The 23,557-nt window shown below is 38.7% G+C and carries 25 protein-coding genes; 10 read left to right on the top strand and 15 right to left on the bottom strand.

Going from position 1 to position 23,557, the window contains the following annotated elements; all coding sequences use genetic code 11:
• Nucleotides 1-47: 47 nt before the first annotated feature.
• The 7 genes from DHU68_RS08945 to trpB all read right to left on the bottom strand — a co-directional run bounded on the left by DHU68_RS08945 (nt 48) and on the right by trpB (nt 6,989).
• Complete coding sequence (locus DHU68_RS08945) at nt 48-989, bottom strand: hypothetical protein (protein WP_108822645.1); 942 nt, start codon at nt 987-989, stop codon at nt 48-50.
• A 5-nt stretch (nt 990-994) separates the two neighbouring features.
• On the bottom strand, nt 995-1,993 hold the full coding sequence (trpD, locus tag DHU68_RS08940) for an anthranilate phosphoribosyltransferase (protein WP_108822881.1): 999 nt from the start codon (nt 1,991-1,993) through the stop codon (nt 995-997).
• A gap of 72 nt (nt 1,994-2,065) precedes the next feature.
• Entirely contained in the window at nt 2,066-3,427 is a 1,362-nt protein-coding gene (locus tag DHU68_RS08935; RefSeq protein ID WP_185117504.1) for a TrpB-like pyridoxal phosphate-dependent enzyme, read from the bottom strand.
• Nucleotides 3,428-3,446: 19 nt separating this feature from the next.
• Entirely contained in the window at nt 3,447-4,013 is a 567-nt protein-coding gene (locus tag DHU68_RS08930; protein WP_108822643.1) for an aminodeoxychorismate/anthranilate synthase component II, read from the bottom strand.
• Nucleotides 4,010-4,375, bottom strand: coding sequence for a hypothetical protein (locus tag DHU68_RS08925; protein ID WP_108822642.1), 366 nt, complete (start codon nt 4,373-4,375; stop codon nt 4,010-4,012). Before DHU68_RS08925 ends, DHU68_RS08930 begins: the two co-directional genes overlap by 4 nt.
• A gap of 3 nt (nt 4,376-4,378) precedes the next feature.
• Nucleotides 4,379-5,788: an anthranilate synthase component I family protein gene (locus tag DHU68_RS08920; RefSeq protein WP_108822641.1), complete on the bottom strand. Its 1,410-nt coding sequence runs from the start codon at nt 5,786-5,788 to the stop codon at nt 4,379-4,381.
• A 13-nt stretch (nt 5,789-5,801) separates the two neighbouring features.
• The gene (trpB, locus tag DHU68_RS08915) at nt 5,802-6,989 is read right to left on the bottom strand and encodes a tryptophan synthase subunit beta (protein ID WP_108822640.1); all 1,188 of its coding nucleotides are present in this window, start codon (nt 6,987-6,989) and stop codon (nt 5,802-5,804) included.
• 327 nt (nt 6,990-7,316) lie between these two features.
• Here trpB and DHU68_RS08910 point away from each other — a divergent pair, with 327 nt between their 5' ends.
• On the top strand, nt 7,317-8,432 hold the full coding sequence (locus DHU68_RS08910; protein WP_108822639.1) for a lipopolysaccharide assembly protein LapB: 1,116 nt from the start codon (nt 7,317-7,319) through the stop codon (nt 8,430-8,432).
• Between the two features lie 28 nt (nt 8,433-8,460).
• Here DHU68_RS08910 and DHU68_RS08905 read toward each other — a convergent pair whose 3' ends face one another.
• The 4 genes from DHU68_RS08905 to DHU68_RS08890 form a co-directional block, all read right to left on the bottom strand.
• Entirely contained in the window at nt 8,461-8,892 is a 432-nt protein-coding gene (locus tag DHU68_RS08905; RefSeq protein ID WP_108822638.1) for a thioesterase family protein, read from the bottom strand.
• A gap of 12 nt (nt 8,893-8,904) precedes the next feature.
• Complete coding sequence (locus DHU68_RS08900; protein WP_108822637.1) at nt 8,905-9,198, bottom strand: DUF721 domain-containing protein; 294 nt, start codon at nt 9,196-9,198, stop codon at nt 8,905-8,907.
• Nucleotides 9,195-10,301 carry a DNA replication/repair protein RecF gene (locus tag DHU68_RS08895; RefSeq protein ID WP_108822636.1) on the bottom strand — a complete coding sequence of 369 codons (1,107 nt, stop codon included), beginning with the start codon at nt 10,299-10,301 and terminating at the stop codon, nt 9,195-9,197. The genes DHU68_RS08900 and DHU68_RS08895 overlap by 4 nt, the downstream gene beginning before the upstream one ends.
• A 96-nt stretch (nt 10,302-10,397) precedes the next feature.
• Nucleotides 10,398-10,940: a DUF4251 domain-containing protein gene (locus DHU68_RS08890; protein ID WP_108822635.1), complete on the bottom strand. Its 543-nt coding sequence runs from the start codon at nt 10,938-10,940 to the stop codon at nt 10,398-10,400.
• Between the two features lie 216 nt (nt 10,941-11,156).
• On the opposite strand from DHU68_RS08890, the gene DHU68_RS08885 reads away from it, so the two are divergent.
• Both DHU68_RS08885 and DHU68_RS08880 read left to right on the top strand, forming a co-directional pair.
• Nucleotides 11,157-12,272: a TlpA disulfide reductase family protein gene (locus tag DHU68_RS08885; protein WP_108822634.1), complete on the top strand. Its 1,116-nt coding sequence runs from the start codon at nt 11,157-11,159 to the stop codon at nt 12,270-12,272.
• Nucleotides 12,273-12,358: 86 nt separating this feature from the next.
• The gene (locus DHU68_RS08880) at nt 12,359-13,474 is read left to right on the top strand and encodes a TlpA disulfide reductase family protein (RefSeq protein WP_108822633.1); all 1,116 of its coding nucleotides are present in this window, start codon (nt 12,359-12,361) and stop codon (nt 13,472-13,474) included.
• A gap of 57 nt (nt 13,475-13,531) precedes the next feature.
• Here the strand turns inward: DHU68_RS08880 and DHU68_RS08875 are convergent, their stop codons facing one another.
• Nucleotides 13,532-14,227: a YjjG family noncanonical pyrimidine nucleotidase gene (locus DHU68_RS08875; protein WP_108822632.1), complete on the bottom strand. Its 696-nt coding sequence runs from the start codon at nt 14,225-14,227 to the stop codon at nt 13,532-13,534.
• 120 nt (nt 14,228-14,347) lie between these two features.
• Between DHU68_RS08875 and proS the strand changes: the two genes are divergently transcribed.
• From proS to DHU68_RS08840, 7 genes are all read left to right on the top strand, one after another.
• The gene (gene proS, locus DHU68_RS08870) at nt 14,348-15,829 is read left to right on the top strand and encodes a proline--tRNA ligase (RefSeq protein ID WP_108822631.1); all 1,482 of its coding nucleotides are present in this window, start codon (nt 14,348-14,350) and stop codon (nt 15,827-15,829) included.
• Between the two features lie 179 nt (nt 15,830-16,008).
• On the top strand, nt 16,009-16,413 hold the full coding sequence (locus tag DHU68_RS08865; RefSeq protein WP_108822630.1) for a DUF3836 domain-containing protein: 405 nt from the start codon (nt 16,009-16,011) through the stop codon (nt 16,411-16,413).
• A gap of 108 nt (nt 16,414-16,521) precedes the next feature.
• On the top strand, nt 16,522-16,977 hold the full coding sequence (locus tag DHU68_RS08860; protein ID WP_108822629.1) for a DUF3836 domain-containing protein: 456 nt from the start codon (nt 16,522-16,524) through the stop codon (nt 16,975-16,977).
• 179 nt (nt 16,978-17,156) lie between these two features.
• Nucleotides 17,157-18,128: a hypothetical protein gene (locus tag DHU68_RS08855; RefSeq protein ID WP_108822628.1), complete on the top strand. Its 972-nt coding sequence runs from the start codon at nt 17,157-17,159 to the stop codon at nt 18,126-18,128.
• Between the two features lie 10 nt (nt 18,129-18,138).
• Entirely contained in the window at nt 18,139-18,504 is a 366-nt protein-coding gene (locus DHU68_RS08850; RefSeq protein ID WP_108822627.1) for a DUF4405 domain-containing protein, read from the top strand.
• A gap of 52 nt (nt 18,505-18,556) precedes the next feature.
• The gene (locus tag DHU68_RS08845; RefSeq protein ID WP_108822626.1) at nt 18,557-19,405 is read left to right on the top strand and encodes a patatin family protein; all 849 of its coding nucleotides are present in this window, start codon (nt 18,557-18,559) and stop codon (nt 19,403-19,405) included.
• A gap of 124 nt (nt 19,406-19,529) precedes the next feature.
• Entirely contained in the window at nt 19,530-20,711 is a 1,182-nt protein-coding gene (locus DHU68_RS08840) for a transglutaminase domain-containing protein (RefSeq protein WP_108822880.1), read from the top strand.
• 48 nt (nt 20,712-20,759) lie between these two features.
• Here DHU68_RS08840 and DHU68_RS08835 read toward each other — a convergent pair whose 3' ends face one another.
• The 3 genes from DHU68_RS08835 to DHU68_RS08825 form a co-directional block, all read right to left on the bottom strand.
• Complete coding sequence (locus tag DHU68_RS08835; RefSeq protein WP_108822625.1) at nt 20,760-21,380, bottom strand: hypothetical protein; 621 nt, start codon at nt 21,378-21,380, stop codon at nt 20,760-20,762.
• 42 nt (nt 21,381-21,422) lie between these two features.
• On the bottom strand, nt 21,423-22,577 hold the full coding sequence (locus tag DHU68_RS08830; protein WP_108822624.1) for a metallophosphoesterase: 1,155 nt from the start codon (nt 22,575-22,577) through the stop codon (nt 21,423-21,425).
• A 189-nt stretch (nt 22,578-22,766) separates the two neighbouring features.
• The gene (locus DHU68_RS08825; protein ID WP_108822623.1) at nt 22,767-23,543 is read right to left on the bottom strand and encodes an SDR family NAD(P)-dependent oxidoreductase; all 777 of its coding nucleotides are present in this window, start codon (nt 23,541-23,543) and stop codon (nt 22,767-22,769) included.
• Nucleotides 23,544-23,557 lie beyond the last annotated feature (14 nt).

Here is a 23,557-nt window from a genome sequence, read left to right as displayed (position 1 = left end):
TTTACTAAATGTTTCTTTTAAATATTTGTTAGAAGCTATTCTCTTTTTTATTTTATTCTGATTATGAAGTTCTCTATTATGCAGTAGTTACTTGTTCGGATATAAGAGATAGATTTATCGGCAGCAGCATCTTTATAGTCTTTAACCCAATATATTTTATGCTTGAAAGGGAAAATTGTATCTCCTAACTTAAGGTCGATATATAAGTCACAATCCCAGCTTGCAGGCTTTCCGCTACCGCCCTGCAAATAACCACTTATCCGAGAAGGATTATACTTTATTCGTTTTGTATAACAGACTTTCATCTCTGGAATATGATTTATCTCTCTGTATCGGTAAGAATTGAAGGAATCTCTTTTTAAAAAGTCTTCATTCAACCCATCCCAAAATTGCTTGTCGGAAGAATACCACTTACCGTCTGCAAACAGAAAAACACGTTCTTTAAGGACAATAATTTCAGCTTTTTTGTATATATCAAGCAGATAATCTTCAGGACTATTGTCTATAGATTCTATCTCATACTCTATCGTTTTACCATCCAGAGGCCATTTGCTATAAAGCTCTTCGTCGAAGTTAATCAATGTTTTATAATAAAATTGCAGATTATCTTCGTATTTGCAGCTGTCTGTTATATAGCCTTCTTTATTTATTTTGAATAAGAAGTTTTTCTTCGCTTTTCTTTTATTTAATATCAACGTACTATCTGGCAAAAAATAGTATGGAGCATTATTTTGGAAAAAAGAATTGGTAGGAACACTTTCAAAATATTTGTTGTCTTCAAAATCTTCTAAATACTTATAATTCTGAAAATCTTCCGGAATTTTCTCCAAGCTTAACTTGAAGTTCTCTTTTATTTCGGGTTTGAATATAGAAATGAAGAGCGCAAAAAAGGCGAGAACAAAAAGCACAATAAAGCCAATCGCCAGTTTCGTATATCGTGCTGTCGAATTGTTCTTATTCTTCTGTATGTCCGAGTCTAAACGCTCCATGTTGATTATGAATTTAATGTCAGAAATTTACTGAATGTTTCTTTCAGACGTCCACTTTCTATTGTTTCTCGTGCCTGAGCTATTGCATCGCCGAAAGATAGGAGAGGTTTGATGGTCTGAATTGCAGTAGCAGCATTGGCTATTACGGCATTCTTTTGTGCAGAGGTAGCTGTATTGTTGATTACATTGTCAAATATTCTGGCAGCATCTTCAGGGGTTGTTCCTCCGTCCAGATCTAGCTCTGTACAACGTTCGAAGCCAACTTGTTCGGGTTTGTAGATTCTTTCTTCAAACTTGTTGATAATCTTGAAGTCGTTGGTCAACGATATTTCGTCGTACCCGTCAAGGCTGTGAACAATGGAATAATCTACATCTGTCTGCTGATACATGTAGAAGTAGAGGCGAGCCAGTTTCAGATTGAAAACACCAAGTACAGTTCGCTTTGGTCTGATGGGATTAACTACCGGTCCCAGCATATTGAAAAAGGTGCGTACGCCTAGAGCTTTTCGTACCGGTGCAACCCGTTTCAAGGCATTGTTGAACAGCGGAGCATGCATGTAAGCAATGTTTGTCTTATCAAGCGATTCTTCCAGTTTGCTGACATCTGAAGTGAATTTTACTCCGTGTTGCTCCATCACATTCGACGCACCACTCACCGATGTTGCTCCGTAGTTGCCATGCTTAGCTACCTTGTATCCTGATGCTGCAACAACAAAGCAGGCAAGCGTGGATATGTTGAATGTATTTTTATTATCGCCTCCCGTACCAACAATGTCAATAGGATTGTAAGCAGCCAAGGCATCTACGTTTGTTCTGAGGTCGAGTAAAGCATCTGAGAATCCCAGAAATTCGTCAACGCTGATACTACGCATCAAGAAAACACTGATAAATGCGGCAATCTCAGAATCGTTGTACTTTCCGTCGGCCATGTTTGTCAGAATTTCTTTTGCTTCTGTCCGGTTGAGGTATTGATGCTCGAATAGTCTGTTTAAAATTTGCTTCATATAGGTAGCCATTAGCTGTTAGCTGCCAGCCGTTAGCTTTTTCTGTACTAACGGCTATTGGCTAAAAGCTTTTTATTTTACTAGTTTCTCTAACGTATCTGTTGTTTTAGCAATTTCCTCATCAGTCAGGTTGTAATTTTGCATGTTTCCGCTCAGATATTGATCGTAAGAAGTCATGTCTATTAGTCCGTGGCCCGAAAGATTGAAGAGAATTGTTTTTTGTACACCTTCCTCTTTCGCTTTCTTCGCTTCGCGGATGGCAGAAGCAATAGCGTGAGTAGATTCCGGTGCAGGGATGATACCTTCGGTATTGGCAAATAATTTACCGGCTTCGAAAGTCTCTAGTTGAGGGATATCCTGAACTTCGATGTATCCGTCACGGTGCAATTGGCTAACGATAGTACCAGCACCATGGTAACGTAGTCCTCCTGCATGAATGTCTGCCGGTTGGAAGTCGTGTCCTAATGTGTACATCGGCAATAGCGGAGTCAATCCAGCAGTGTCACCATAGTCGTATTCGAATTTACCTCTCGATAGTTTAGGGGTGCTTGCAGGTTCAGATGCAATAATGCGAACTTCTTTACCATCTGTCAATTTATGACGCAGGAATGGGAAGCTGATACCCGAGAAGTTGGAACCTCCTCCAAAACATCCGATAACGATGTCAGGGTATTCGCCTGCGATTTCCATTTGTTTCTCACTTTCTAGACCAATGATTGTTTGGTGCAAGATAACGTGATTCAATACACTACCCAAAGTGTAGCGAGTATCTTCTCCCTTTAGGGCAGCTTCAACGGCTTCAGAAATCGCTATGCCTAAACTCCCCGAATTGTTAGGGTTTTTGGCAAGGATTGCTCTACCCGCTTCGGTTAAGTCGCTTGGGGAAGGGATAACGTTTGCACCCCATGTCTGCATCATCATACGGCGGTAAGGTTTTTGGTTGTAGCTTACTTTTACCATGTAAACTTGCAGGTCTAAACCAAATATGCTGGATGCGAAGCTAAGTGCTGCTCCCCATTGTCCGGCTCCTGTTTCAGTCGTTAGGTGCTTGATCCCTTGCATCTTGTTGTAGTATGCTTGAGGCAGAGCAGAGTTTAGCTTGTGAGAGCCGATAGGGCTTACTCCTTCATTTTTGAAATAGATATGAGCTGGAGTGTCCAATGCTTTTTCCAGTCCGGTAGCTCTTACCAGTGGAGTAGGTCTCCATATTTTGTAAAGATCTCTTACCTCGTCAGGAATTTCTACCCAACGCTCTTCGGTCAATTCTTGTTTGATAAGCTCTTTGGCAAAGATTGGTTCTAAGTCAGATGGGTTTAAAACTTCTTTTGTTTTTGGATTTAATGGAGGTAGCGGTTTGTTTTTCATGTCCGCTACAATGTTATACCAGCTTCTAGGAATGTCATTCTCGCTTAAAATGATCTTCTTGCTCATAATCGTAATTAGTTGTTTTATTTTAGTTATTTAAAAAATTTCTGATGATTACTTCTCCTGCAGGAGTCAGCACCGATTCGGGATGGAACTGCACACCATGAATATCGTATTCTTTATGACGCAGAGCCATTATCTGACCTTTACTGTCAACGGCTGTCACCTCTATGCACTCCGGCAGATCCAGATTGTTTACAATCCACGAATGGTAACGACCAACTTCCAATTCTGTGCCCAATCCGTCGAAGATATAGTCCTCTTTCGTGATCTTTATCTGCGTAGCTACACCGTGATAGACGTCCTCCAGATTGGTCAGCTTGGCACCGAACGATTCACCAATCGCCTGATGTCCCAAACAGACGCCTAAGATAGGATTTTTACCTGCAAATTCCTTGATCAGTGGCAATAAAAGTCCTGCTTCGGAAGGTATACCGGGACCTGGTGAGAGGATGATTTTATCGTATTTATCAACCTCGTCCAATGTTATCTTGTCGTTTCTTTTCACATCCACATCGGTAAAGCCTAATTCTTTTACAAGATGTACCAAATTGTATGTGAATGAATCGTAGTTATCGAATATTAATATTTTCATTGTATTGAATCTTTTTCTAGTTCAATTTTAAATTGAGTCCAATTCTCGTCTTTATAGGTAAAATATAAATCTTTTACAGGTGTTCTGAATATTTCATATTGTACATACCCCCAGTATATTTTATCTTCTGTCTCATACAGAATTTTAGGATTAGGAGGAAGTTTTGAATAGGGTTGTAACCGATATGCTTCTTCTATTTTGGGAAGAAATTCATCTGTTGGTTTTTCTATCGCTGTATCCAGATACCTCCCTTTTCGGATGTCTTTTTCCAGAATTCCATAGTTGCAATAGATATAGAATCCGATGCAACAGAAAAGAATTAGCAAGCCTATGACACCGAGTATAATCCCTAAAATCTTCATTTTTTAATTCCTTAAATTCTCTGCAAACTTAACTGCTTTGGTCAATGCACCCAATTTATTCTTTACCTCCATGATTTCAGTCTCGGGGTTCGATTTGGAAACAATACCACCTCCTGCCTGATAGTAAAGCGTATTGTTACGGCTGAGGAATGTGCGTATGGTGATCGCTTGATTGAGGTCGCCATTGAATCCGATATAGCCGATGCAACCTCCATATACACCGCGCATTTGTTGTTCGATGTCGCGTATCAATTGCATCGCTCTTACCTTTGGCGCTCCCGATAATGTCCCGGCAGGAAATGTATCGGCAAACACTTTCATACTGTTCTTGTCTTGGTCTATCACTCCACTCACACGCGAAACCAGATGTATAACATGCGAATAGAATTGCACATTCTTATAGAAGTCCACCTTTACGTCGTGACAGTTACGGCTGAGATCGTTGCGAGCAAGGTCTACCAACATTACATGTTCGGCATTTTCTTTCTCGTCTTTCAGTAAATTTTCGGAAAGGATACGGTCTTTTTCGTCGTCTCCGGTACGGAAATAAGTACCCGCAATAGGGTCTATATAGGCTTTCCCTTTAGAGACTTTGCAATGCGTTTCGGGAGAAGAACCGAATATACGATATGACCCAAAGTCGAAATAAAAAAGATAAGGCGAAGGGTTGATAGAACGTAGTGAACGATACACTTTGAAGTCGTCTCCTGCAAACTTCTGTGTAAAGCATCTGGAAAGAACAATCTGAAATACATCGCCGCGCTCGCAATGGGCAATTCCTTTGTGTATCATTTGGCGATGCTGTTCGTCGGTAATCATCGATTGTTCTGTGCCAATGGTGTCGAAATTGTAAGATGCGATATTGTTGTTGGCAAGGATAGCTTCCAGCTCGTGCATCTTATCATTTGCTCCTTCTGCAATGTTTTCTACTATCGTTAGTTCGTTTTTCAAGTGATTGATAACAAGTATAAAACGATATAGAATATAATAAAACTCAGGTATGTCGGCATTGTTCAGCCGAGTGTTGACTGGGTCTACATCTTCGAAATAACGGATAGCATCGTAAGAAGTATAACCAAAGAAGCCGTTGATATTTGTCTTGTTTTCGCCCTGGACTTCAAACTGATTGACAAAGTCGTTAAACTTATCTGTCAGTTTCTCGTTTCCCCCCAGTGTTTCTAGCTTCACTGTATTGTCGGGATAAGTGCATGTAATCTCGTCATTCTCCACCTTGAAGCGGGCGATAGGGCTGATTCCTATAAACGAATAACTGTTCTCGCCTCCATGATAGTCGGAACTTTCGAGCAGTGCCGATTCGGGATATACATCTCTTACTTTTAGGTAGATGCCTACGGGAGTTTGAAGGTCGGCAAGAAGGTCTTTGGTTTTTACCTGAATTTTATATCGTTTCATGACAATTTTTCGATTAATTGTTTTCAAAAGCAGCTATGTAGGTTTCCATATCTTTGTCGCCACGACCAGACAGACAAAGAACGACTACATCGTCTTTCTTGAATTTCATTTTAGCCAAAGCGCCTAACGCGTGTGCCGACTCGATGGCAGGGATTATACCTTCCAACTTTGTTATTTCGAAGGCAGCAGCCATAGCTTCATCGTCCGTTACGGCAAGCACCTGCGAGCGTCCTGTTTTAGCCAAATGAGCATGCATTGGTCCGATGCCCGGATAGTCCAATCCGGCAGAGATAGAATAAGGTTCTTCTATTTGTCCGTCTTCGGATTGCATGATCAAAGTTTTGCTGCCATGAATGATACCCAGCTTACCAAGATGGATGGTTGCAGCAGATAGTCCTGAATCTAATCCTTTACCCGCAGCTTCGGATAATACGATTTTTACATCGGGTTCGTCGATGAAGTGGAAGATTGTTCCCGCTGCGTTGCTTCCTCCTCCTACGCAAGCCATTACATAGTCGGGAGTCTCGCGCCCTTCTTTTTCCAATAACTGCTTGCGAATCTCCTCACTGATTACAGACTGAAGATGCGCTACCATGTCGGGGTAGGGATGAGGCCCTACGGTAGAACCAATTACATAATATGTATCGGAAGGATTGCTGCACCAGTCGCGTATTGCTTCGTTTGTTGCGTCTTTCAGCGTCATGTTGCCACTGGTAACGGGAACAACTGTTGCTCCCAGCATTTCCATTTTCTGTACATTCAGTTTTTGACGCTCCACATCAGTTTTCCCCATGTAAACAATGCACTGCATGTTCATCAACGCACAAACTGTGGCTGTAGCTACCCCATGCTGTCCGGCTCCCGTTTCGGCAATGATGCGGGTTTTACCCATGCGGCGAGCCAGAAGAATCTGACCGATAGCATTGTTTATCTTGTGCGAACCGGTATGGTTTAGGTCTTCGCGTTTTAGGTATAGTTTGCATCCGTATTTTTCGGACATCCGTTTTGCTAAATACAGTGGTGACGGACGACCAACATAGTCTCTAAGCAGGCTGTTATATTCTTCTTGAAATGTTGGATCTTTGATCACTTCCAGATAAGAGTTTTTTAGTGCTTCTACATTATCGTAAAGGATTTCGGGGATGTATGCTCCTCCAAATTCTCCATAAAAACCATTTTTGTCAACTGCAAATTTTTCCATTTTATATTGTGTTTTATTTTTTTCTTACAAAAAAAGCCTGTCGTGAGTTACGACAGGCTTCTGTATTTTAAATTTATTCTATTCAAGTAAATACACACCAGTTTGGCTCACGACTTTGAGAGTTGAGAGCGCCACCACCATGCTTTATTTGTTAATAGAATAGTCATATGTATCTTCTTTGTTTTTGCAAAGATATAAAAAAAATGAATTATGCAAGAACTTAGGAAAGTTTTTGTTTAATAATTAGCTGAAAGTCTGTTGTGATATATAAGAATGATATGATAAAATTATTATCTTTAAGACTATAACCTGCAAATATATGAAACTATGAAAAAAACAATTCTTTTAGCAATATTCCTTATTTCCATGCTTTCGCTTTGGGGGCAGGAGTATAAAGCAGATGAAATATCCAAAATGTATGATGCTGGAAAGTATGAAGAACTAATATCGAAATATGCGTCTTCTGAGTTAGAATATTCAGCAGATATGTTGTATTATATAGGTTTGTCTTATATGGGGATAGAAGACGACGAGAACTGTATAAAGTACATGGATTTGGCGATCGAAAAAGATCCGACCCTGATAGGACCTTACTATACAAAAGCTACAAGCTTGCTGTTTTTGGGTAAATACAGCGAGGCTGTGCCTCTCTACGAAAAATGTATAGATATGGATACTGTATCCGAAAAATTAGCAAAGTCATATAATGGATTAGGCGCAGCTTATTATTATATGAAAGATCTGGATGCATCAGAAGTGGCTTTTAAAAAGTCGGTAGAATACGATGAAGCTTCGTTAACGGCTTATTCCATGTTGACTAATATTTATATGGATAAGAATGAAAATGATAAAGCTTTAGCCATTTTGTATGAAGGAAAATCAAAGGTATCGCAAGATGAAGAAGGATATTCTTCTTTATTGTTCAATATTGCTTTGCTGGAACAGTTGAAAGGAAATAATGATGTCGCTAAAAAAATATATGAAGAACTTTTGGTTTTAGATCCGAATGATTACCATGCTTATGCTAAATTGATTCAAATTCATTATCACAATAAAGACTATGACAAGGCAAAGCCTTTGAAAGAGAAGCTATACGATGCTCATTCTAGAAAATTGTTGAGTGAACAAATGTCAGATATGTTTTGCATCGATCAATTTAAGTTTAATGACAAATTGATTCAGGTATTCGAGAGATACCAGAGTGGCAAAAGCGCTAACATTTATGATAAATTAAGATTCTATATTATTGATGAAAATGGTGAAATAGAATACAGAATTCAGACCGAATATTCACCAGCTGCGGTAAGCATGGGTAGTGGTACTTACATGCTGTGTGCTTGGAAAAAAGATTCACACTTAAACTATGGATTGATTTTCAACGAAGATTCCAGTTATGGAAGTATAAAGGACGCTGTCATCAAAATACTAGAAAAAGAGGAGTAGTGTTAAGAAAAAGAAGGGGAGTTGTTTTCTACAACTCCAGACCTTCGTACTTAGATATTGTTTCTTTCCATATTTCAGGGATTGGAGCCGATGTTTGCATATCAGGATTGTAAGTCACAAAAACTGTAGAGCAACGGCATTTTATTTCTCCATTGTCTACATTGCGCAACTGTTGGAGAAATACCCCGCTTTTGTTGCCCAGCTTGGTAACCTTTGTGTCCACAGATACTTTTTCCTTGTAATAGATAGGAGAAAAGAAGTCTATATCGATATGTGCCACAACCATCAGTTTGTCTACCCAATACATAGCAGTAGGTTTTATGGCCTCTAGATAGGCCGTTTTGCCAAGGTCGAAATAACTGAAGTAAATATTGTTATTGATATGCCCCATGGCATCTATATCACCAAAGCGAATCTGTATAGGAAGAGTCGATTTGAAAGTTTCGGGTTTGATTTCCATACGTTTAATTTTTTATCGGAATACGATATCGTTGATGACGTGCATCCCGGCGTGTTCATTAAGTTTTGTGATAAGTCTTTCTTTAGCCATTAAAAGTTCGGAGCGTAACACCGATGAAGTTAGTGATACATACAGTGTTCCGTTCCTATAGTATATATTACTTGTGTACGAGGTAGCCATCGGACCTAACAGTTTAGCCCAGCCGGTGACGGCTCTACTCTCGGCAAGTTTCCTTCTGAAGAATGGGTTCTCCTCGAAGTATTGTTTTAGTACCTCGCCTATGCTTTCTGTATTTCGTTTTCTCATAGGGATGTATTCTTTTGTATTACTTCGCCTTTATCTACAACATAAAGATGATAATTACTATTGGTATGTGAAAGTATTTCGTCCAAATGTTCGCGGTTGGTATCGGTAACAAATATCTGCCCGAAATCTTTCTCCAAAACCAACTTGACGATTTGTTCTACGCGGTTCGAGTCCAGTTTGTCGAAAATATCGTCAAGTAAAAGGATAGGAGTTGTCGATGTTGCCTGACGCAAGAAGTCGAACTGAGCCAGTTTCAGTGCCACAACATAGGTTTTGTTTTGTCCTTGCGACCCTACACGTTTGATCGAATAATCGTCCATTTTCATATCCAAATCATCCTTGTGTATGCCAATGCCGGTATATCCCAGCGCTCTGTCCTTATCGCGTCTTTGTCGCAGTTGCGTAATGAAGTCTCCATTGTCGAAATGTGACTCGTACGACAAAGCAACCTTTTCGTTAGAAAGGCAGATGAAGTCATAGAATTTTTGGAATGTAGGAATAAAGCGTTCAACGAAGTCTTTTCTCTTTGTATATATAATTTGTCCTTCCTCGGTCAATTGTTCGTCCCACAAGTCGAAGAGGGTAGGGTCTATATAACCATCCGTTTTTAACAAAGCATTGCGTTGTTGCAGTGCTTTGTTGTAGCGGATCAAAGAATGTAAATATTCTTTATCGAACTGAGATAAGAACTGATCTATGAATTTGCGTCGCTCATCGCTCCCGCCGTTGATTAGTTCAGTATCGGAAGGAGAAACAATAATAAGCGGAAGCAGTCCTATATGATCGGAAAAGCGTTCGTATTCTTTCTTGTTCTTCTTGAATTGCTTTTTTTGCTTTCTACGCAGACTGCAAAAGAACTCTTCGGGTTTACCGTCAAGCTCGTACCAGCCCTGAATAACGGCAAAGTCTGCATCATGCTGAATGTTTTGCGAGTCGATCGGATTGCTGTGGCTCTTACAGAACGACAAGTAGTAAATAGCATCCAGCAAATTGGTCTTTCCCATACCATTGCTCCCCAAAAAACAATTGATCTTAGGCGATAAACTCAAGTCGGCTTGTTCAATGTTCTTATAGTTCAGTATGGAAAGTCGTTCTAATATCATGCTCACAAAATTAAATGCTTTGCAAAAATACAACTTTTTATTATGCCTTGGCTAATATCGAATTATTTAAAAACATAAATAAACAACTGCTTAGCCTTACAATGCTCTTCCCTTGTATATTTCAGAAAACTCTGTAGGGTAGATGCTGCCGATAAATGTAATGACATTTGAGTTCAGATTTGGCGACACAATGACAGTGCATTGGTTAGTCCCTTTAGGTAAATTGAAAGATACAGTAGCAGATACGCCTATACCTACGACATTCATTCTGAATGATAATGTGCCGTTTTTGTCTACACTTTCTTTAATGTTAGATATTCTGCCTGTAACGGTAACTCCTCCAATTCCATTAGGTCCGGCATAGGGTGAAAAGTTCGATGTTATTTGTATTGTAGCCTCTTCGCCCGAAACAGCGATGAAATTGGTGCTGGAACTAACATGGGCAGTATGTCCGTATTTAAATACAAGACGATCTGCTTCTAATACAAATTCTCTGTCTTTTATTGCCTCAACTGTTGTTTCGTACAATAACCTCATTTCTTCTTGCTCTGCTAATATTCTGGCTGGATCTTTCTGTGCTTGGCATCCCGAAAGAAGTATAAGTGAGAATAAAGCAGAAGCGAATACAAATTGTTTCATAATTTTCTACTTTTTAAAGTTTATTATTCTTCTTGTCATTTTTACTGTAGAACACAAAAGGAGTCTATTTAGTTTTCATTTTTTAGTGCTTCTTAACGATGCTTTATATAAAATAACTTTAGGAATATAAATGCCAAATACAACTGATGTTCAAACAAATTACTCTATCTTTACGGGAAATTTTAATTTGTAAAAAAAAATAAACACTACTCTTTAATGAAAAAAATCACATTTCTTCTAAGCCTTATCGTCTTGGTTTTAGCCTCGTGCCAAAATAAAGATGGATATACAATCAAAGGCTCTTTTACAGAAGACACATTTAACGGAAAAACAGTATATCTACAAAAAATAGATAGCATGACAGCACAGTCTCCTACTATCATGGACTCTGTGGTAATAAAAGATAATAAATTTGAGTTCAAAGGAACAGTAACAGAAGGTAAATCTATGGCTTTTCTGTCGGTAGGGAGATTGGATATGCTACAACCAAACTCACCGGTAGGTACGATAATCCTAGAACCGGGAACAATAAATATATCATTTGCCTCTAATGGAGATGTTGCAATTGGTGGTACTCAGGGAAATGATGAGTACAATAAAATATTGCTGATTATGAACGATGTTGCTGCTTTGTATAAAGAAGTATCAGACGCAGGTGGTGTACAAGGTGTACCTGTTGATTCGGCAGGAAATGATGCACAAACAAGATTGATGAACTTGCAAGACAGCATGAAGAAAGCTGTGTTTGGCTTTGCTAAGGCAAATATGACAAACAAAGCCGGACAATTTGCATTCTTCTCTTCTGCTCAATCGTTTACTCGCGAAGAATTAGCAGAATTGGTAGAAGCATCAGACGAAACGTTTAAGAAATTGCCAGAAATAGAAGCTTTGATAGAAGATCTTAGTCGTGTAATTCCAGCCGAAGGACAACCATATGCTGATGTAGATTTAGTGAATGCCGAAGGACAACGTGTGGCTCTTTCTACTTTTGTGGGTAAGAACAAATGTGTCCTGATCGATTTCTGGGCTTCATGGTGCGCACCATGTATCCAAGAAATGCCGGCTTTGAAAAGCATATATGCGAAGTACAAAGGCAAAGGATTGGAAATTGTAGGTATTTCGGTAGATGAAGATAAAACAGCATGGTTGAATGCCGTAAAAAAACATGGCATGAATTGGATTCAATTAGCAGATGACAAGCAAGAAGGATCTGAAAAATATGCAGTTTCTTCTATCCCTTATACACTTCTTGTCGATCAGAATGGAGTTGTACTAGCTACAGGTCTGAGAGGTGATGAACTAGAGAAGAAAATAGCAGAGATACTTAAATAATCAGGTTTAGATAAAACAGAATCAGATGTTTATCTGTTTTATAAAGAACAATGGATATTATTTATAACAACAAACTATAATTACTTATGAAGAAACTTATATTATTCTTATCTGTAATTGCAATCTTAGCCACTTCTTGTGGACAGAAAGATGCTTTTACGATAAACGGAACACTGCCTAATGGTCAGTATGACGGACAGCTAGTCTTTCTACAAACAATGGACTCTACATGGAATACAAGAACTCTTGTAACTATTGATACAGCAGAAGTGCGTGATGGTAAATTCATTTTCAAAGGCTTAGCTCTTCAAGGCCCTTCTATTCATTTTATTGCTTTAGATCAGGCTCCTGACTTCTTGCAAAGACCAACTTTGCTTGTTGTTGAGCCGGGTACAATCGAAATTTCTTTAGATACAATGGCTACTGTAAAAGGTACTGCTATAAATAATGCTTACCAAGTATACATGGCTAAGCCTCAGGCATTCTACAAAGAAATGAATGCAATGTATGAACAAGTAATGGCTGATACAGCTAATACTGAGTTGAAGAAAGAATTTGAAACAAAAGTAGAAGCTGGACAAAAAGAATTGAATACTGCATTGTATGATTTCATTAAAGGAAATATGGGAAATCAAGTAGGAGCTTTCTTTTTGTCTATGAGTTCTTACAATCTTGAATTAGATCAACTGAATGGTCTTATGGCTGAGTTGAAACCGGAATACAAGTCGATGGAGAGATTTACTAAACTGGCAGAACGTCTGGAAAGAATGAATGCAACTGCTGTAGGTAAACAGTTTACTGATGTGAAATCGTTAACTCCGGAAGGAAAAGAAATTGCATTGTCAGACTATGCAGGTAAAGGAAAATATGTATTGATCGACTTCTGGGCTTCATGGTGCGGACCTTGTATTCAAGAAATGCCTAACGTGAAAAAAGCATATGCACAATATAAAGATAAAGGTTTCGAGATAGTAGCTATTTCTTTGGATGGAGAAGCTGACGCTTGGAAACAAAGTATCAAAGACCTTGGTATTACTTGGCCTCAAATGTCAGACCTTAAAGCTTGGGACAGCGAAGCGGCTAAACTTTACGGTGTGTCGGGTATTCCTCATACAATCCTTCTTGACAAAGACGGTAAGATATTAGAGAAAAATCTTAGAGGAGAGAAGATCAGTGAGACTTTAGCTAAATTGCTAGACTAATCTCTTTTATATATAATGCACAAAAGCTCAAGACTTTGGTTTTGAGCTTTTGTGTGTTTATAATATATCTTTAATTTCGTTTAGCTTTCGTACAGTAAAGGTAGGCTGAATAGTTTCGGTAGCCTTACTCTCAGGATTGAACCAAAGCTGATCGATACCACAGTCACGGGCTCCGACAATATCCGTTTGCAGATTATCCCCAATCATAATTGTCCTTTCAGCCGAACAACTTGCTTGCTTCAATGCAAATCTGAAAATGTCGGGATGAGGCTTGTTGATTCCTACGGCATCCGACAAGATTATATTATCAAAATAGTTTTCCGAAATCTTCGCACTCCTCATTTTCTTGTACTGCATTTCGGTAAAGCCATTCGAGAGGATGTGCATCTTGTATTTCGATTTCAAATAGTCGAGCAATTCGATAGCACCCTCAACAAGGGTGTCCTTTTGCATTACACGTTCTATATAATCCTCGTTTATCGTTTTTATTTTAGCGTCAGTAAAACCTTCTAGGTGCGACAATGATGTCGTAAAGCGGGTTGTCTGAAGCTCTTCTTTCGATACCTGCCCTTTATTATACATATCCCACAACTTGCTCACATTTTTGTGATAGAAGGCAAAGAAATCATCAAACGATTCGAAATATTCTCCCAGATGGTAGTCTTTGTACACTTCTTGTACAGTAGCTTTGGTGTTTGCTGCAGTATCTATCAAAGTGTCGTCTAAATCAATAAGTATATCGGTATATTTCATTTTAACTGTTTTCGATCAGATACAAAATTACAAAATACATTTTAAATGTGATTTAATTAACCGCTTTTGCTAACTTTGTAGCAATTTTTTTCAGACAATATAAGAAACGAATATATTACAATGGCAAAAGAGTTAAAAGAATTGACTTCCAGAAGTAAGGACTATAGTCAATGGTATCAAGATTTGGTAATTAAAGCAGATATGGCAGAAAACTCTGCTGTGCGTGGTTGTATGGTCATCAAACCATATGGATATGCTATATGGGAGAAAATGCAGCGTCAACTCGACGATATGTTTAAGGAAACAGGACATGTGAATGCTTACTTCCCGCTTTTTATTCCTAAATCTTTCCTAAGCAAAGAAGCTGACCACGTAGAAGGATTCGCAAAAGAATGTGCTGTGGTAACTCACTATCGTCTAAAGAACGATCCGAATGGTAAAGGTGTTGTTGTAGACCCCGAAGCTAAACTGGAAGAAGAGTTGATCGTGCGTCCTACTTCCGAGACTATTATCTGGAATACTTACCGCAACTGGATTCAATCGTACCGCGATTTGCCTATTCTGTGCAACCAATGGGCTAACGTTGTTCGTTGGGAAATGCGTACACGTCTGTTCCTTCGTACTGCCGAATTCTTGTGGCAAGAAGGACATACCGCTCATGCTACAAGAGACGAAGCAGAAGCAGAAGCTCGTAAAATGCTGGAAGTATATGCAACCTTTGCCGAAGAATACATGGCAATGCCGGTAGTGAAAGGTGTGAAATCTGCATCCGAACGTTTTGCCGGAGCAGTAGATACTTATACTATCGAGGCACTTATGCAAGATGGAAAAGCATTGCAGTCGGGAACTTCTCACTTCCTAGGACAAAACTTCGCTAAGGCTTTCGACGTGAAATTTGCCGACAAAGATGGTAAAATGGACTATGTATGGGCTACATCGTGGGGAGTTTCTACTCGTCTTATCGGTGCGCTAATCATGGCTCACTCTGACGATAACGGATTGGTACTTCCTCCAAAATTGGCTCCATTCCAAGTAGTGATCGTTCCTATCTATAAAGGAGAAGAACAATTGGCTGCAATCAATGAGAAAGTAGATGGTATCGTTAAATCGTTGAAAGCATTGGGCATTTCGGTGAAATACGATAATGCAGATAATAAAAAACCAGGTTGGAAATTCTCAGAATACGAATTGAAGGGAGTTCCCGTTCGTTTAGCAATGGGTGCGCGCGATATGGAAAACAATACAGTTGAGGTTGCACGTCGCGATACCTTGACAAAAGAAACTGTTTCTTGCGATGGACTTGATCTTTATATCAAAAACTTGTTGGACGAAATTCAGGCTAATATCTATCAGAAGGCTGCTGATTTCAGAACAAAGACAACAGTAGAAGTAGATACTTACGAAGAATTTAAGGAGAAAATCGAAAATGGTGGCTTCATTATGGCTCACTGGGATGGTACTCCGGAAACGGAAGAGAAAATCAAAGCAGAAACCAAAGCAACTATCCGTTGCATCCCTCTCGAAGGGGATAAAACTTCCGGCAAATGTATGGTAACTGGAAAACCATCGGCTCAGCGAGTAGTTTTTGCGCGAGCTTACTAAGAAAAAATAAAATTAATAAACTGTCTAAAGCAGCATCTGATCATCAGATGCTGCTTTTTTTATGTGTCACTTCATATTTATTATACAAAGAAAGTGTAACATTTTTTTTTATAGTTCGTCATATATAATGAAGGTACACGACTAATAAAGTAGAGAGTAATAATCTAAAATATATAGCCATGAAAACATTAATTCTTACAACATTATTTACAGCAATGCTTTCTATAGCAACGGCTTTTGGACAAGATACAAATAGTTTGGTATTGACAAACATTGAAACTACTGAAGATGGCGACATAAAAGAAATGATATTTCTAAATAAGGAAACGAGTGAAGCTGAAAAAAGAACTGTTTACCATTACAATAGTCAAGACCAGTTATTGATGAAAGTAAACTATAGTTGGATAAGCAGAGAGGGTTGGAGACCTATCCAAAAGTATGAATACACATATAATTACGAAGGTAAGACCGCTACAGTAGCTCATACTCAATGGAATATCAAGAAAAAGGAATGGGCTGATAATGATGCCGAAATGATGGCTTACATCTATACCGAAGAAGGTGAGCTTGTAGCTGTAAAATAGGTTCTAAAAGTTGCTTGTTGTTTTTGGTATAGTAGTATGACTGAAAAGATCTTTTGAGGGAATATAGACTGAATCAAGGAAGTTGAAATAAAGGAAAGGGGAATTGAGATGAGAACAAGAATACTAGCAACAATACTGCTGTTTTGCTTTACAGCAACAGGTGTCTTCGCAGGTAACCTTCCAGCCAAGGTGTATGTTAATGAAGCAAAAACTCCATCAGGACTGATAAGAGAATTCGTAGAAGTAAATGACGAAACTTTAGACCCATTGCAGAAAACCGTTTATATGTACGGAAAATGCGGTAAGCTCCAAAAGAAAATCTGTTATCAGTGGAATAAGAAGGGATGGCTAAGTACTCACAAGTATGAATACGAGTACGACTGCGAACAAAAGCAGGAGAAGAATGTGAAAACTATGATTTATACAAAATGGGACAAGCTGTTAAATGCCTGGTCTACACAATCAGAACAGTTTTTACATATCTATAGTGCCGACGGCAACCTGTATGCTGTAAAGCAAATACATGTAGATAAAGCGACAGAGACATTGATCGCAAGTTTATAATGAAATGGTACACACTACTTTTTAATTAATGATACGAAAGAGTCCGGCTGATCAGTGATGAACGGCCGGATTTGCTTTTTATTTATTCCATTATTCCTGTATATGAAAAGTAAGTTGAACAGATTTTATGAAAAATGGAAATAATTGTTTTCCTTTGACTGTCAACAAAAAATAAAACAATGAAGGCACAACTTTTTCTACTACTAGCTCTATTTGTTTCAATCGGAATCAAGGCTCAGATTAATGCTGCAGACTCTACAGTTCAGGCAATAACTTATTGGGGACTGAACGAAAGCTATACTTATGAAATTCTTCAATCAAAAGAAAAAAAGGTGGAAGGAGATAATTCTGAAAAAGACCCCATACGTTCGATTGTTCAAATTTCAGTTATCGACTCCACTGCAACCTCTTATGTGATAGAGTGGCGTTTTTTGAAACATGAAGTACCAAATATTGATTCTATCCCAACGTTGAGAGATCTGCTGAATGAGAAAAAATATGTGTATCGCACAAATGAGATGGGTGAGTTTGAAGAGCTTCTCAACTGGGAAGAAGTAAGAGATAATCTGTTAGCAACAACAAAAGAAAGTCTGAGGATTGCAAATTCGTCAAAGGCAGAGGACGAAAGAGAGTCTTTGGTACGTGAAGTAAGTACTGTCTGGGAAGCACTGATGACAAAAGAATATGTCGAACAGAAAGTAGTAGAGGCTGCTAGTGTTTTTCATTGTTTTTATGGGGTGAGTTATAAGCTGGGAGAAGAAATAGAATCAGAAATAGAAGTTCCAATACCTATAGAAGGTTTGCCTGATATGACTGCTCATGTAAGGTTGTGGCTGGATGAAATAGATGTAGAAAACGACATCTATAATATATGTATCAAGCAAGAGATAGATCAAGAAGAAGTAAAAGCTCTTATGCTTCAATTTATAGATGTCTTTTCTCTGAAGCTAAATAAAGATGGCATAAAGGGTAAAGAAGAAATTGAAAAAATATTTACTAAAGATATTCAGTATTCAAATATCATTTACTCCATAATCGATAATTCGGGATGGCCGTTGGATATATACAGTCAGAATACCATAAATATAGGTGATATTCAGCAAGAAAAAACGCTCCAGATCAGAATGATTGAGAATGTTGACATAAAGTAAAAGAAGAGGAATGAAACGAAGTTATCTGAATCTCATTATTGATATTCTATTACTGCTTTTGTTAGCCGCAGTTAGCGGTATAGGTATACTTATGAAGTATATAATGCCGTCAAACTATAGCGTAAGACACGAGGGTGCTACCTCCTATGCTTCGGATGTATTGGGTATGAACAGACACGAATGGGGATATATTCATTGGATATTGAGTTTGCTGCTATTATTTTTAGTTTTGGTACATATAATACTCCATTGGAAGATGATAGTGAATGTTATTAACCGAATGATTCCTAATAAGGTTCTTTGCTATACAGTTTGTGTAGTTATATTAGCTCTTGTCTTCTTATTCCTCGCCTTACCTTTTGTCTTTATGCTATAGAATAGAAAATAAGATAAATCTTTTGTAACTTAGAGCCTCATTTTTGCAGATAATGATTGATACAAACAATATAGGACTAGTCCTCGAAGGAGGTGGTATGCGTGGCGTGTTTACATGTGGCGTACTCGACTATTTTATGGACAATAATATTAACTACCCATATACCATAGGCGTGTCGGCAGGTGCTTGCAACGGACTTTCGTATATGTCTCGCCAACGGGGAAGAGCAAAGTTTAGCAATATAGACTTGCTCGCCAAGTATAAATACATTGGGCTGAAACATTATATCAAAAAGAGAAATATAATGGATTTTGACCTCTTGTTTCATGAGTTCCCCGACAATATTATTCCTTACGACTACGAGGCTTACTTTGCTTCGCCTTATCGTTTCGAGATGGTGACATCTAACTGTCTAACAGGACAAGCCGAATATTTTGAAGAAAAACAAGATCCTAAGCGTGTTATTGACATTGTCAAGGCTTCGAGTAGCTTGCCTATTCTCTGCCCGATAACCTATGTAGATAATGTGCCAATGCTGGATGGAGGCATCTGCGACTCTATTCCGGTAGAACGTTCGATGGGACAAGGTTATAAGAAAAATGTTGTTGTGCTTACTCGGAATAAAGGTTACCGTAAAGAAAGTAAAGATGTAAAAGTTCCGTCTTTTATCTATCGTAAATATCCCGCGATGCGACAGGCATTGAGCAATAGGAATAGTCTATATAATAAACAATTGGAATATGTAGAGCAGCAAGAAGAAGCCGGAAATCTGTTTGTTATTCGTCCCGAAAATCCTATAACGGTAGATCGCATAGAAAAAGATACAGACAAACTGACTGCACTGTATGAAGAAGGGTATGAGAGCGGAAAGAAAATCCTAAAGATGAGCTTTTCGGAATAAAAAATGAATGGACAGATTTCATAAAAAAGTGCTCAGGAGAATATTCTGGGCACTTTTCTTATCTAGAAATGTTACATTTTTGAATAAGACTCGTAATACTATATATAACCCAAATAATAGTAATATGAAAAAAGTAATTTCTCTGATTGTTGTTTTGCTCTTTAGCTTATCTGTTTTTCCTCAACGTTCTAGCGAGGCGATCATGGAAGATATGCAAAGAATGTTTGAAGCCTCAAACAAAGCAGTGAAGGAAAAAGATTATCAAGGAGCTTCAGTTTTACTCGATTCGTTGATAGAAAGTTACAATAGTTTGCCAAAGGAGGAGAGAGAGATGCATATCTCGTCTCTAGCCTCAATGTATTACAATAAAGCATGTTTCGAGAGTATGCTAAATAATAAACAAGAGGCACTCGATTATTTTGAGGAGGCAATCCGTCTTAAATGGAATGATTATGGGCATGCGCTACAAGATAGTGATTTGGACAATATCCGAAATGAAGAACGGTTTGATGGACTGATGACGGAATTGAGGAAAATAGGAGATTTTCTCTATATATTGAAAAAGTCACCCGAATATAATAGTGATTTACCTCAGAAGGAATTTAAGTTTACATATCTGGAGGCATCCGATTCTAACTTAGTGCGTATTCGTCGGCATTTCAATCTCGATAGTATAGCCGGAAAGGGAGATGAAGTATCGCAGATCAAAAATCTAATGACATGGGTGCATAACCGCGTGCGGCACGATGGAAATTCTTCTAATCCTGCTTCAAAAAATGCGATTGATATAATAAACGTATGCGATACTGAAAATAGAGGAGTCAATTGCCGTATGCTGGCTACAGTCCTCAACGAATGTTATCTGGCTATGGGCTTCAAATCGCGATTTATTACGTGTATGCCTAAAGAATATATAAACGACTGTCATGTAATAAATGCAGTTTATTCCGATACTTTAGGCAAATGGCTATGGATGGATCCTACATTCGATGCGTATGTAAGTGATGAAAAAGGAAATCTATTGAGTATAGCCGAAGTTAGAGAACGGCTCAGAGCCGACAAGCCTTTGGTATTAAACGAAGATGCTAATTGGAACAACGAGCAAAAGCAAACAAAAGAATATTATCTGGACTCTTATATGGCTAAAAATCTGTATTGGCTAACAGCTGCGATGCATAGTGGATACAATGTAGAAACAACCCGAACAGCAGGCGGATATGTAGACTTATTTCCTAGTGGTTTTTCTACTTCGTACAAGAGCAGTGAGTATTTAACAACTAACGATAAACTCTTTTGGGAGGAATAATGATTTTTAGATGATAAGAGGTCGGGATTTTTCCCGACCTCTTTAGTTTTAGCCCTCTATTTCTTTTTTATATAAGTTCCTCAAATGTCTCGATAGTTCTTTGTCTATCAGTGTAATCTTTAGAAGAATAGCATCGTTGATCTTAAAGATTTCTTCATTCTCGTCCAGAAGTTTATTGCGGCGGATAAATTCTTCCATACTATCGGCATCAGAATAACCTTCAAAATGCTTGTCTTTTATCGTTTTAGCTTTTGCTATCATGTCAGACACATCCTTCATGCTGCTGAGGCTTGCAAATGTCTGAATCACATCGGGTAGAAACTTGTAATCGAGTGAAGTGATAAAGTCTTTATCTTCTACCACATCAAGCCAGCGATGTATCTTTTTTATATTTTCGATCGTAACATTCTCTATAGGAGTATAATTTTGGTCGAAGAGTGTTTCGCGCACACTCGATATAGCTTTGTTTAAGTCCAGCTTTTCAGCCTCGTAATGCTCAGCAGCCATTTGCTCGTCGCAGCCAGTCTGCTCCATTATCTGTTTAACACAGAGTGCCTTGAAGAGGTAAACACATATCTCTATATCACCATCGTTTTCTTTTAGCAACTGTAAGGCTTCACCCATCGGGATAGGTACAATCTTTCGTAGCTCTTTTACTTTTTCTGTCATTTCTTATCCAACTAGTTTGGTCACAAAATTACAACAATCTTTTTATTTCTCCTTTTTCAGTGTGATAACAGTAATTTCCGGCCAAGCCCCAAATCGGAAAGGAAACAATACATGAGCTATTCCTACATTTACATACAAAGCCTGCTTACCCTCACTATACATTCCTCCCCATTCCTTGTAGAGAGCTGCAGCCGGCGACAGAGGACCAATAGCCAACTGGGTGCCGTGAGTATGTCCCGCCAGCATTAAGTCGATGTCGGTATCCAGCACCTCGCGTCGCCAATGACTGGGATCGTGGCTTAATAATATTTTGAAAGGAGTATTTTCGGTACCTTTCATCGCTAAAGGTAAGTCTCCGTAACTAGGAAAGGGAGGCTGACCGTCATTCTCTACACCGATAAGAGCAATGCTGTCATTCCCTTTGTGGATGAAGGTGTTTTCGTTGATTAGCAATTGCCAGCCCATAGCTCCTTGTCGTCTGATCAGATCTTTAAAGTTGGCTTCTTTTTCATCCTTGTTAGGCCATCTTCGGTATAAGCCGTAATCGTGATTCCCCAGAACAGAAAATACTCCGTCTTTGGCTGCAATACCAGAAAGTATATCCTCAAACCCGTCAAGCTCGTCGGCTCTGTTGTGTATCAAGTCTCCCGTAATCATAACAGCATCGGGGTTTTGCTCGTTTACCATATTTACGACGGTCTTTATCGCATCGGGATTATATCGCCAGTTGCCGATATGTATGTCCGAAATTTGAACAATCCGATATTCGTCGAAACTATTCGGTAGATTAGGAGACGAAAATTCTATGTTGTTTACTGTAAACTGCTCTTTTCCATAGATGTGTCCGTATGCGAATATTCCTATTGTGCTTATTCCCGCAGCTACACCAAGTGCAGTGAACAAATACGTTTTCTTTTTAAGGAAGTAACATAAAGGAAGATCGATGAGCGAAAATCCGAAGAAAATGACTTTTGCAAGGGTAAATGCAAGAAACAGAATTGTAAATTCGCCCCGATACTCGTTTAGTGTTTCGGCAAAAAAGTAAAGAAATCCAATAAGTAAAATAAGAATAGAGGGTAGAAACCATGCAATGGCTGTAAACGTTTTCTTACTGAATTTTCTGATAAACTGTCGGTATATGTATATGTCCGAAGCGATCAGAAAAGGTAATATACCCAGATATATTTTTTGAATCATAGATTACTTTTAAACTTTGCGACGAAGTTAACGACTTGTGTATAAGATAGCAGAAATAAGGCGTGTATAAGATTGATTTTTAAATGTTTTTATAGATGTGAGTTGTGTGTCTGCCTTAATGTGTTCAATAAATAGAGGATGCCTTTATGGGTAAGACATCCTCTGTATTTGCTAGTAATAGTTGTAAATCTAAACGATAGAAGCTCCTCCGTCTACAACGATATACTGCCCTGTAACGTACGATGATGCATCGGACGAAAAGTAAAGTATAGTTCCGTTGAGCTCTCCCTCTCTTCCCGGTCGACCTGCTGGAGTAGTAGCATTGTATATGTTGAGGAAGCTTTCGTTCTTGAAGAGTGTATCTTGTGTCATTTCACTTTCGAATAATCCCGGACCTATAGAATTTACCGTAATTCCATCCTGCATATAGCTGGCAGCCATACCGAGTGTGAGTCCATTTATGGCAGCCTTGGATGAGTTGTAAACATGTCGGGCTAGGAGAGGGGACTTATCAGCAATAATAGCATTTACAGAAGCTATATTTATGATTTTTCCGTACTTCTGCTCCCGCATACCGGGCACAAAGTATTTGCAAAGGAGATACATCCCTCTTACGTTTGTATTCATCGCTTTATCCCAATCTTCGATCGAAAGGTCTTCTACGCTACCTCTTGTAGCTATGCCTGCATTGTTGAGTAAAATATCTACATGTCCGTAGTATTCCAGTACTCTTTCTGTAGCCGATTTTACACTTTCGGGGTCGGATACATCGCAAACGACTGTTAGAGCTTTGCGCCCCATTTCTCTTATTTTGTCTGCTACCTGTTCCAACTTCTCTTTTCTACGAGCAAGCAATGCTACGTCTGCACCATACTCGGCATATGCAAGGGCGGCCGACATACCTAAGCCACTTGAAGCTCCCGTTACTACGGCTATTTTTCCTGTCAGATCGAATAGATTTTTCATGTTGGATAATTTTA

Source organism: Dysgonomonas sp. Marseille-P4361 (genome assembly GCF_900343125.1).
Taxonomy (GTDB): Bacteria; Bacteroidota; Bacteroidia; order Bacteroidales; family Dysgonomonadaceae; genus Dysgonomonas.
The sequence above is the reverse complement of the archived record's forward strand: the minus strand, read 5'-3'. Positions and strand labels throughout refer to the sequence as shown.

Bases quoted from the DNA above. Each gene is read 5' to 3' on its own strand.
- DHU68_RS08885 (WP_108822634.1), top strand. From the start codon at position 11,157: ATGAAAAAAATCACATTTCTTCTAAGCCTTATCGTCTTGGTTTTAGCC.
- DHU68_RS08945 (WP_108822645.1), bottom strand. From the start codon at position 989: ATGGAGCGTTTAGACTCGGACATACAGAAGAATAAGAACAATTCGACA.
- DHU68_RS08900 (WP_108822637.1), bottom strand. From the start codon at position 9,198: ATGAGAAAACGAAATACAGAAAGCATAGGCGAGGTACTAAAACAATAC.
- DHU68_RS08920 (WP_108822641.1), bottom strand. From the start codon at position 5,788: ATGAAACGATATAAAATTCAGGTAAAAACCAAAGACCTTCTTGCCGAC.
- DHU68_RS08845 (WP_108822626.1), top strand. From the start codon at position 18,557: ATGATTGATACAAACAATATAGGACTAGTCCTCGAAGGAGGTGGTATG.
- DHU68_RS08840 (WP_108822880.1), top strand. From the start codon at position 19,530: ATGAAAAAAGTAATTTCTCTGATTGTTGTTTTGCTCTTTAGCTTATCT.
- DHU68_RS08860 (WP_108822629.1), top strand. From the start codon at position 16,522: ATGAGAACAAGAATACTAGCAACAATACTGCTGTTTTGCTTTACAGCA.
- DHU68_RS08890 (WP_108822635.1), bottom strand. From the start codon at position 10,940: ATGAAACAATTTGTATTCGCTTCTGCTTTATTCTCACTTATACTTCTT.
- trpD (WP_108822881.1), bottom strand. From the start codon at position 1,993: ATGAAGCAAATTTTAAACAGACTATTCGAGCATCAATACCTCAACCGG.
- DHU68_RS08910 (WP_108822639.1), top strand. From the start codon at position 7,317: ATGAAAAAAACAATTCTTTTAGCAATATTCCTTATTTCCATGCTTTCG.
- DHU68_RS08835 (WP_108822625.1), bottom strand. From the start codon at position 21,380: ATGACAGAAAAAGTAAAAGAGCTACGAAAGATTGTACCTATCCCGATG.
- DHU68_RS08930 (WP_108822643.1), bottom strand. From the start codon at position 4,013: ATGAAAATATTAATATTCGATAACTACGATTCATTCACATACAATTTG.
- DHU68_RS08905 (WP_108822638.1), bottom strand. From the start codon at position 8,892: ATGGAAATCAAACCCGAAACTTTCAAATCGACTCTTCCTATACAGATT.
- DHU68_RS08850 (WP_108822627.1), top strand. From the start codon at position 18,139: ATGAAACGAAGTTATCTGAATCTCATTATTGATATTCTATTACTGCTT.
- DHU68_RS08865 (WP_108822630.1), top strand. From the start codon at position 16,009: ATGAAAACATTAATTCTTACAACATTATTTACAGCAATGCTTTCTATA.
- trpB (WP_108822640.1), bottom strand. From the start codon at position 6,989: ATGGAAAAATTTGCAGTTGACAAAAATGGTTTTTATGGAGAATTTGGA.
- DHU68_RS08825 (WP_108822623.1), bottom strand. From the start codon at position 23,543: ATGAAAAATCTATTCGATCTGACAGGAAAAATAGCCGTAGTAACGGGA.
- DHU68_RS08830 (WP_108822624.1), bottom strand. From the start codon at position 22,577: ATGATTCAAAAAATATATCTGGGTATATTACCTTTTCTGATCGCTTCG.
- DHU68_RS08880 (WP_108822633.1), top strand. From the start codon at position 12,359: ATGAAGAAACTTATATTATTCTTATCTGTAATTGCAATCTTAGCCACT.
- DHU68_RS08925 (WP_108822642.1), bottom strand. From the start codon at position 4,375: ATGAAGATTTTAGGGATTATACTCGGTGTCATAGGCTTGCTAATTCTT.
- DHU68_RS08855 (WP_108822628.1), top strand. From the start codon at position 17,157: ATGAAGGCACAACTTTTTCTACTACTAGCTCTATTTGTTTCAATCGGA.
- proS (WP_108822631.1), top strand. From the start codon at position 14,348: ATGGCAAAAGAGTTAAAAGAATTGACTTCCAGAAGTAAGGACTATAGT.
- DHU68_RS08895 (WP_108822636.1), bottom strand. From the start codon at position 10,301: ATGATATTAGAACGACTTTCCATACTGAACTATAAGAACATTGAACAA.
- DHU68_RS08875 (WP_108822632.1), bottom strand. From the start codon at position 14,227: ATGAAATATACCGATATACTTATTGATTTAGACGACACTTTGATAGAT.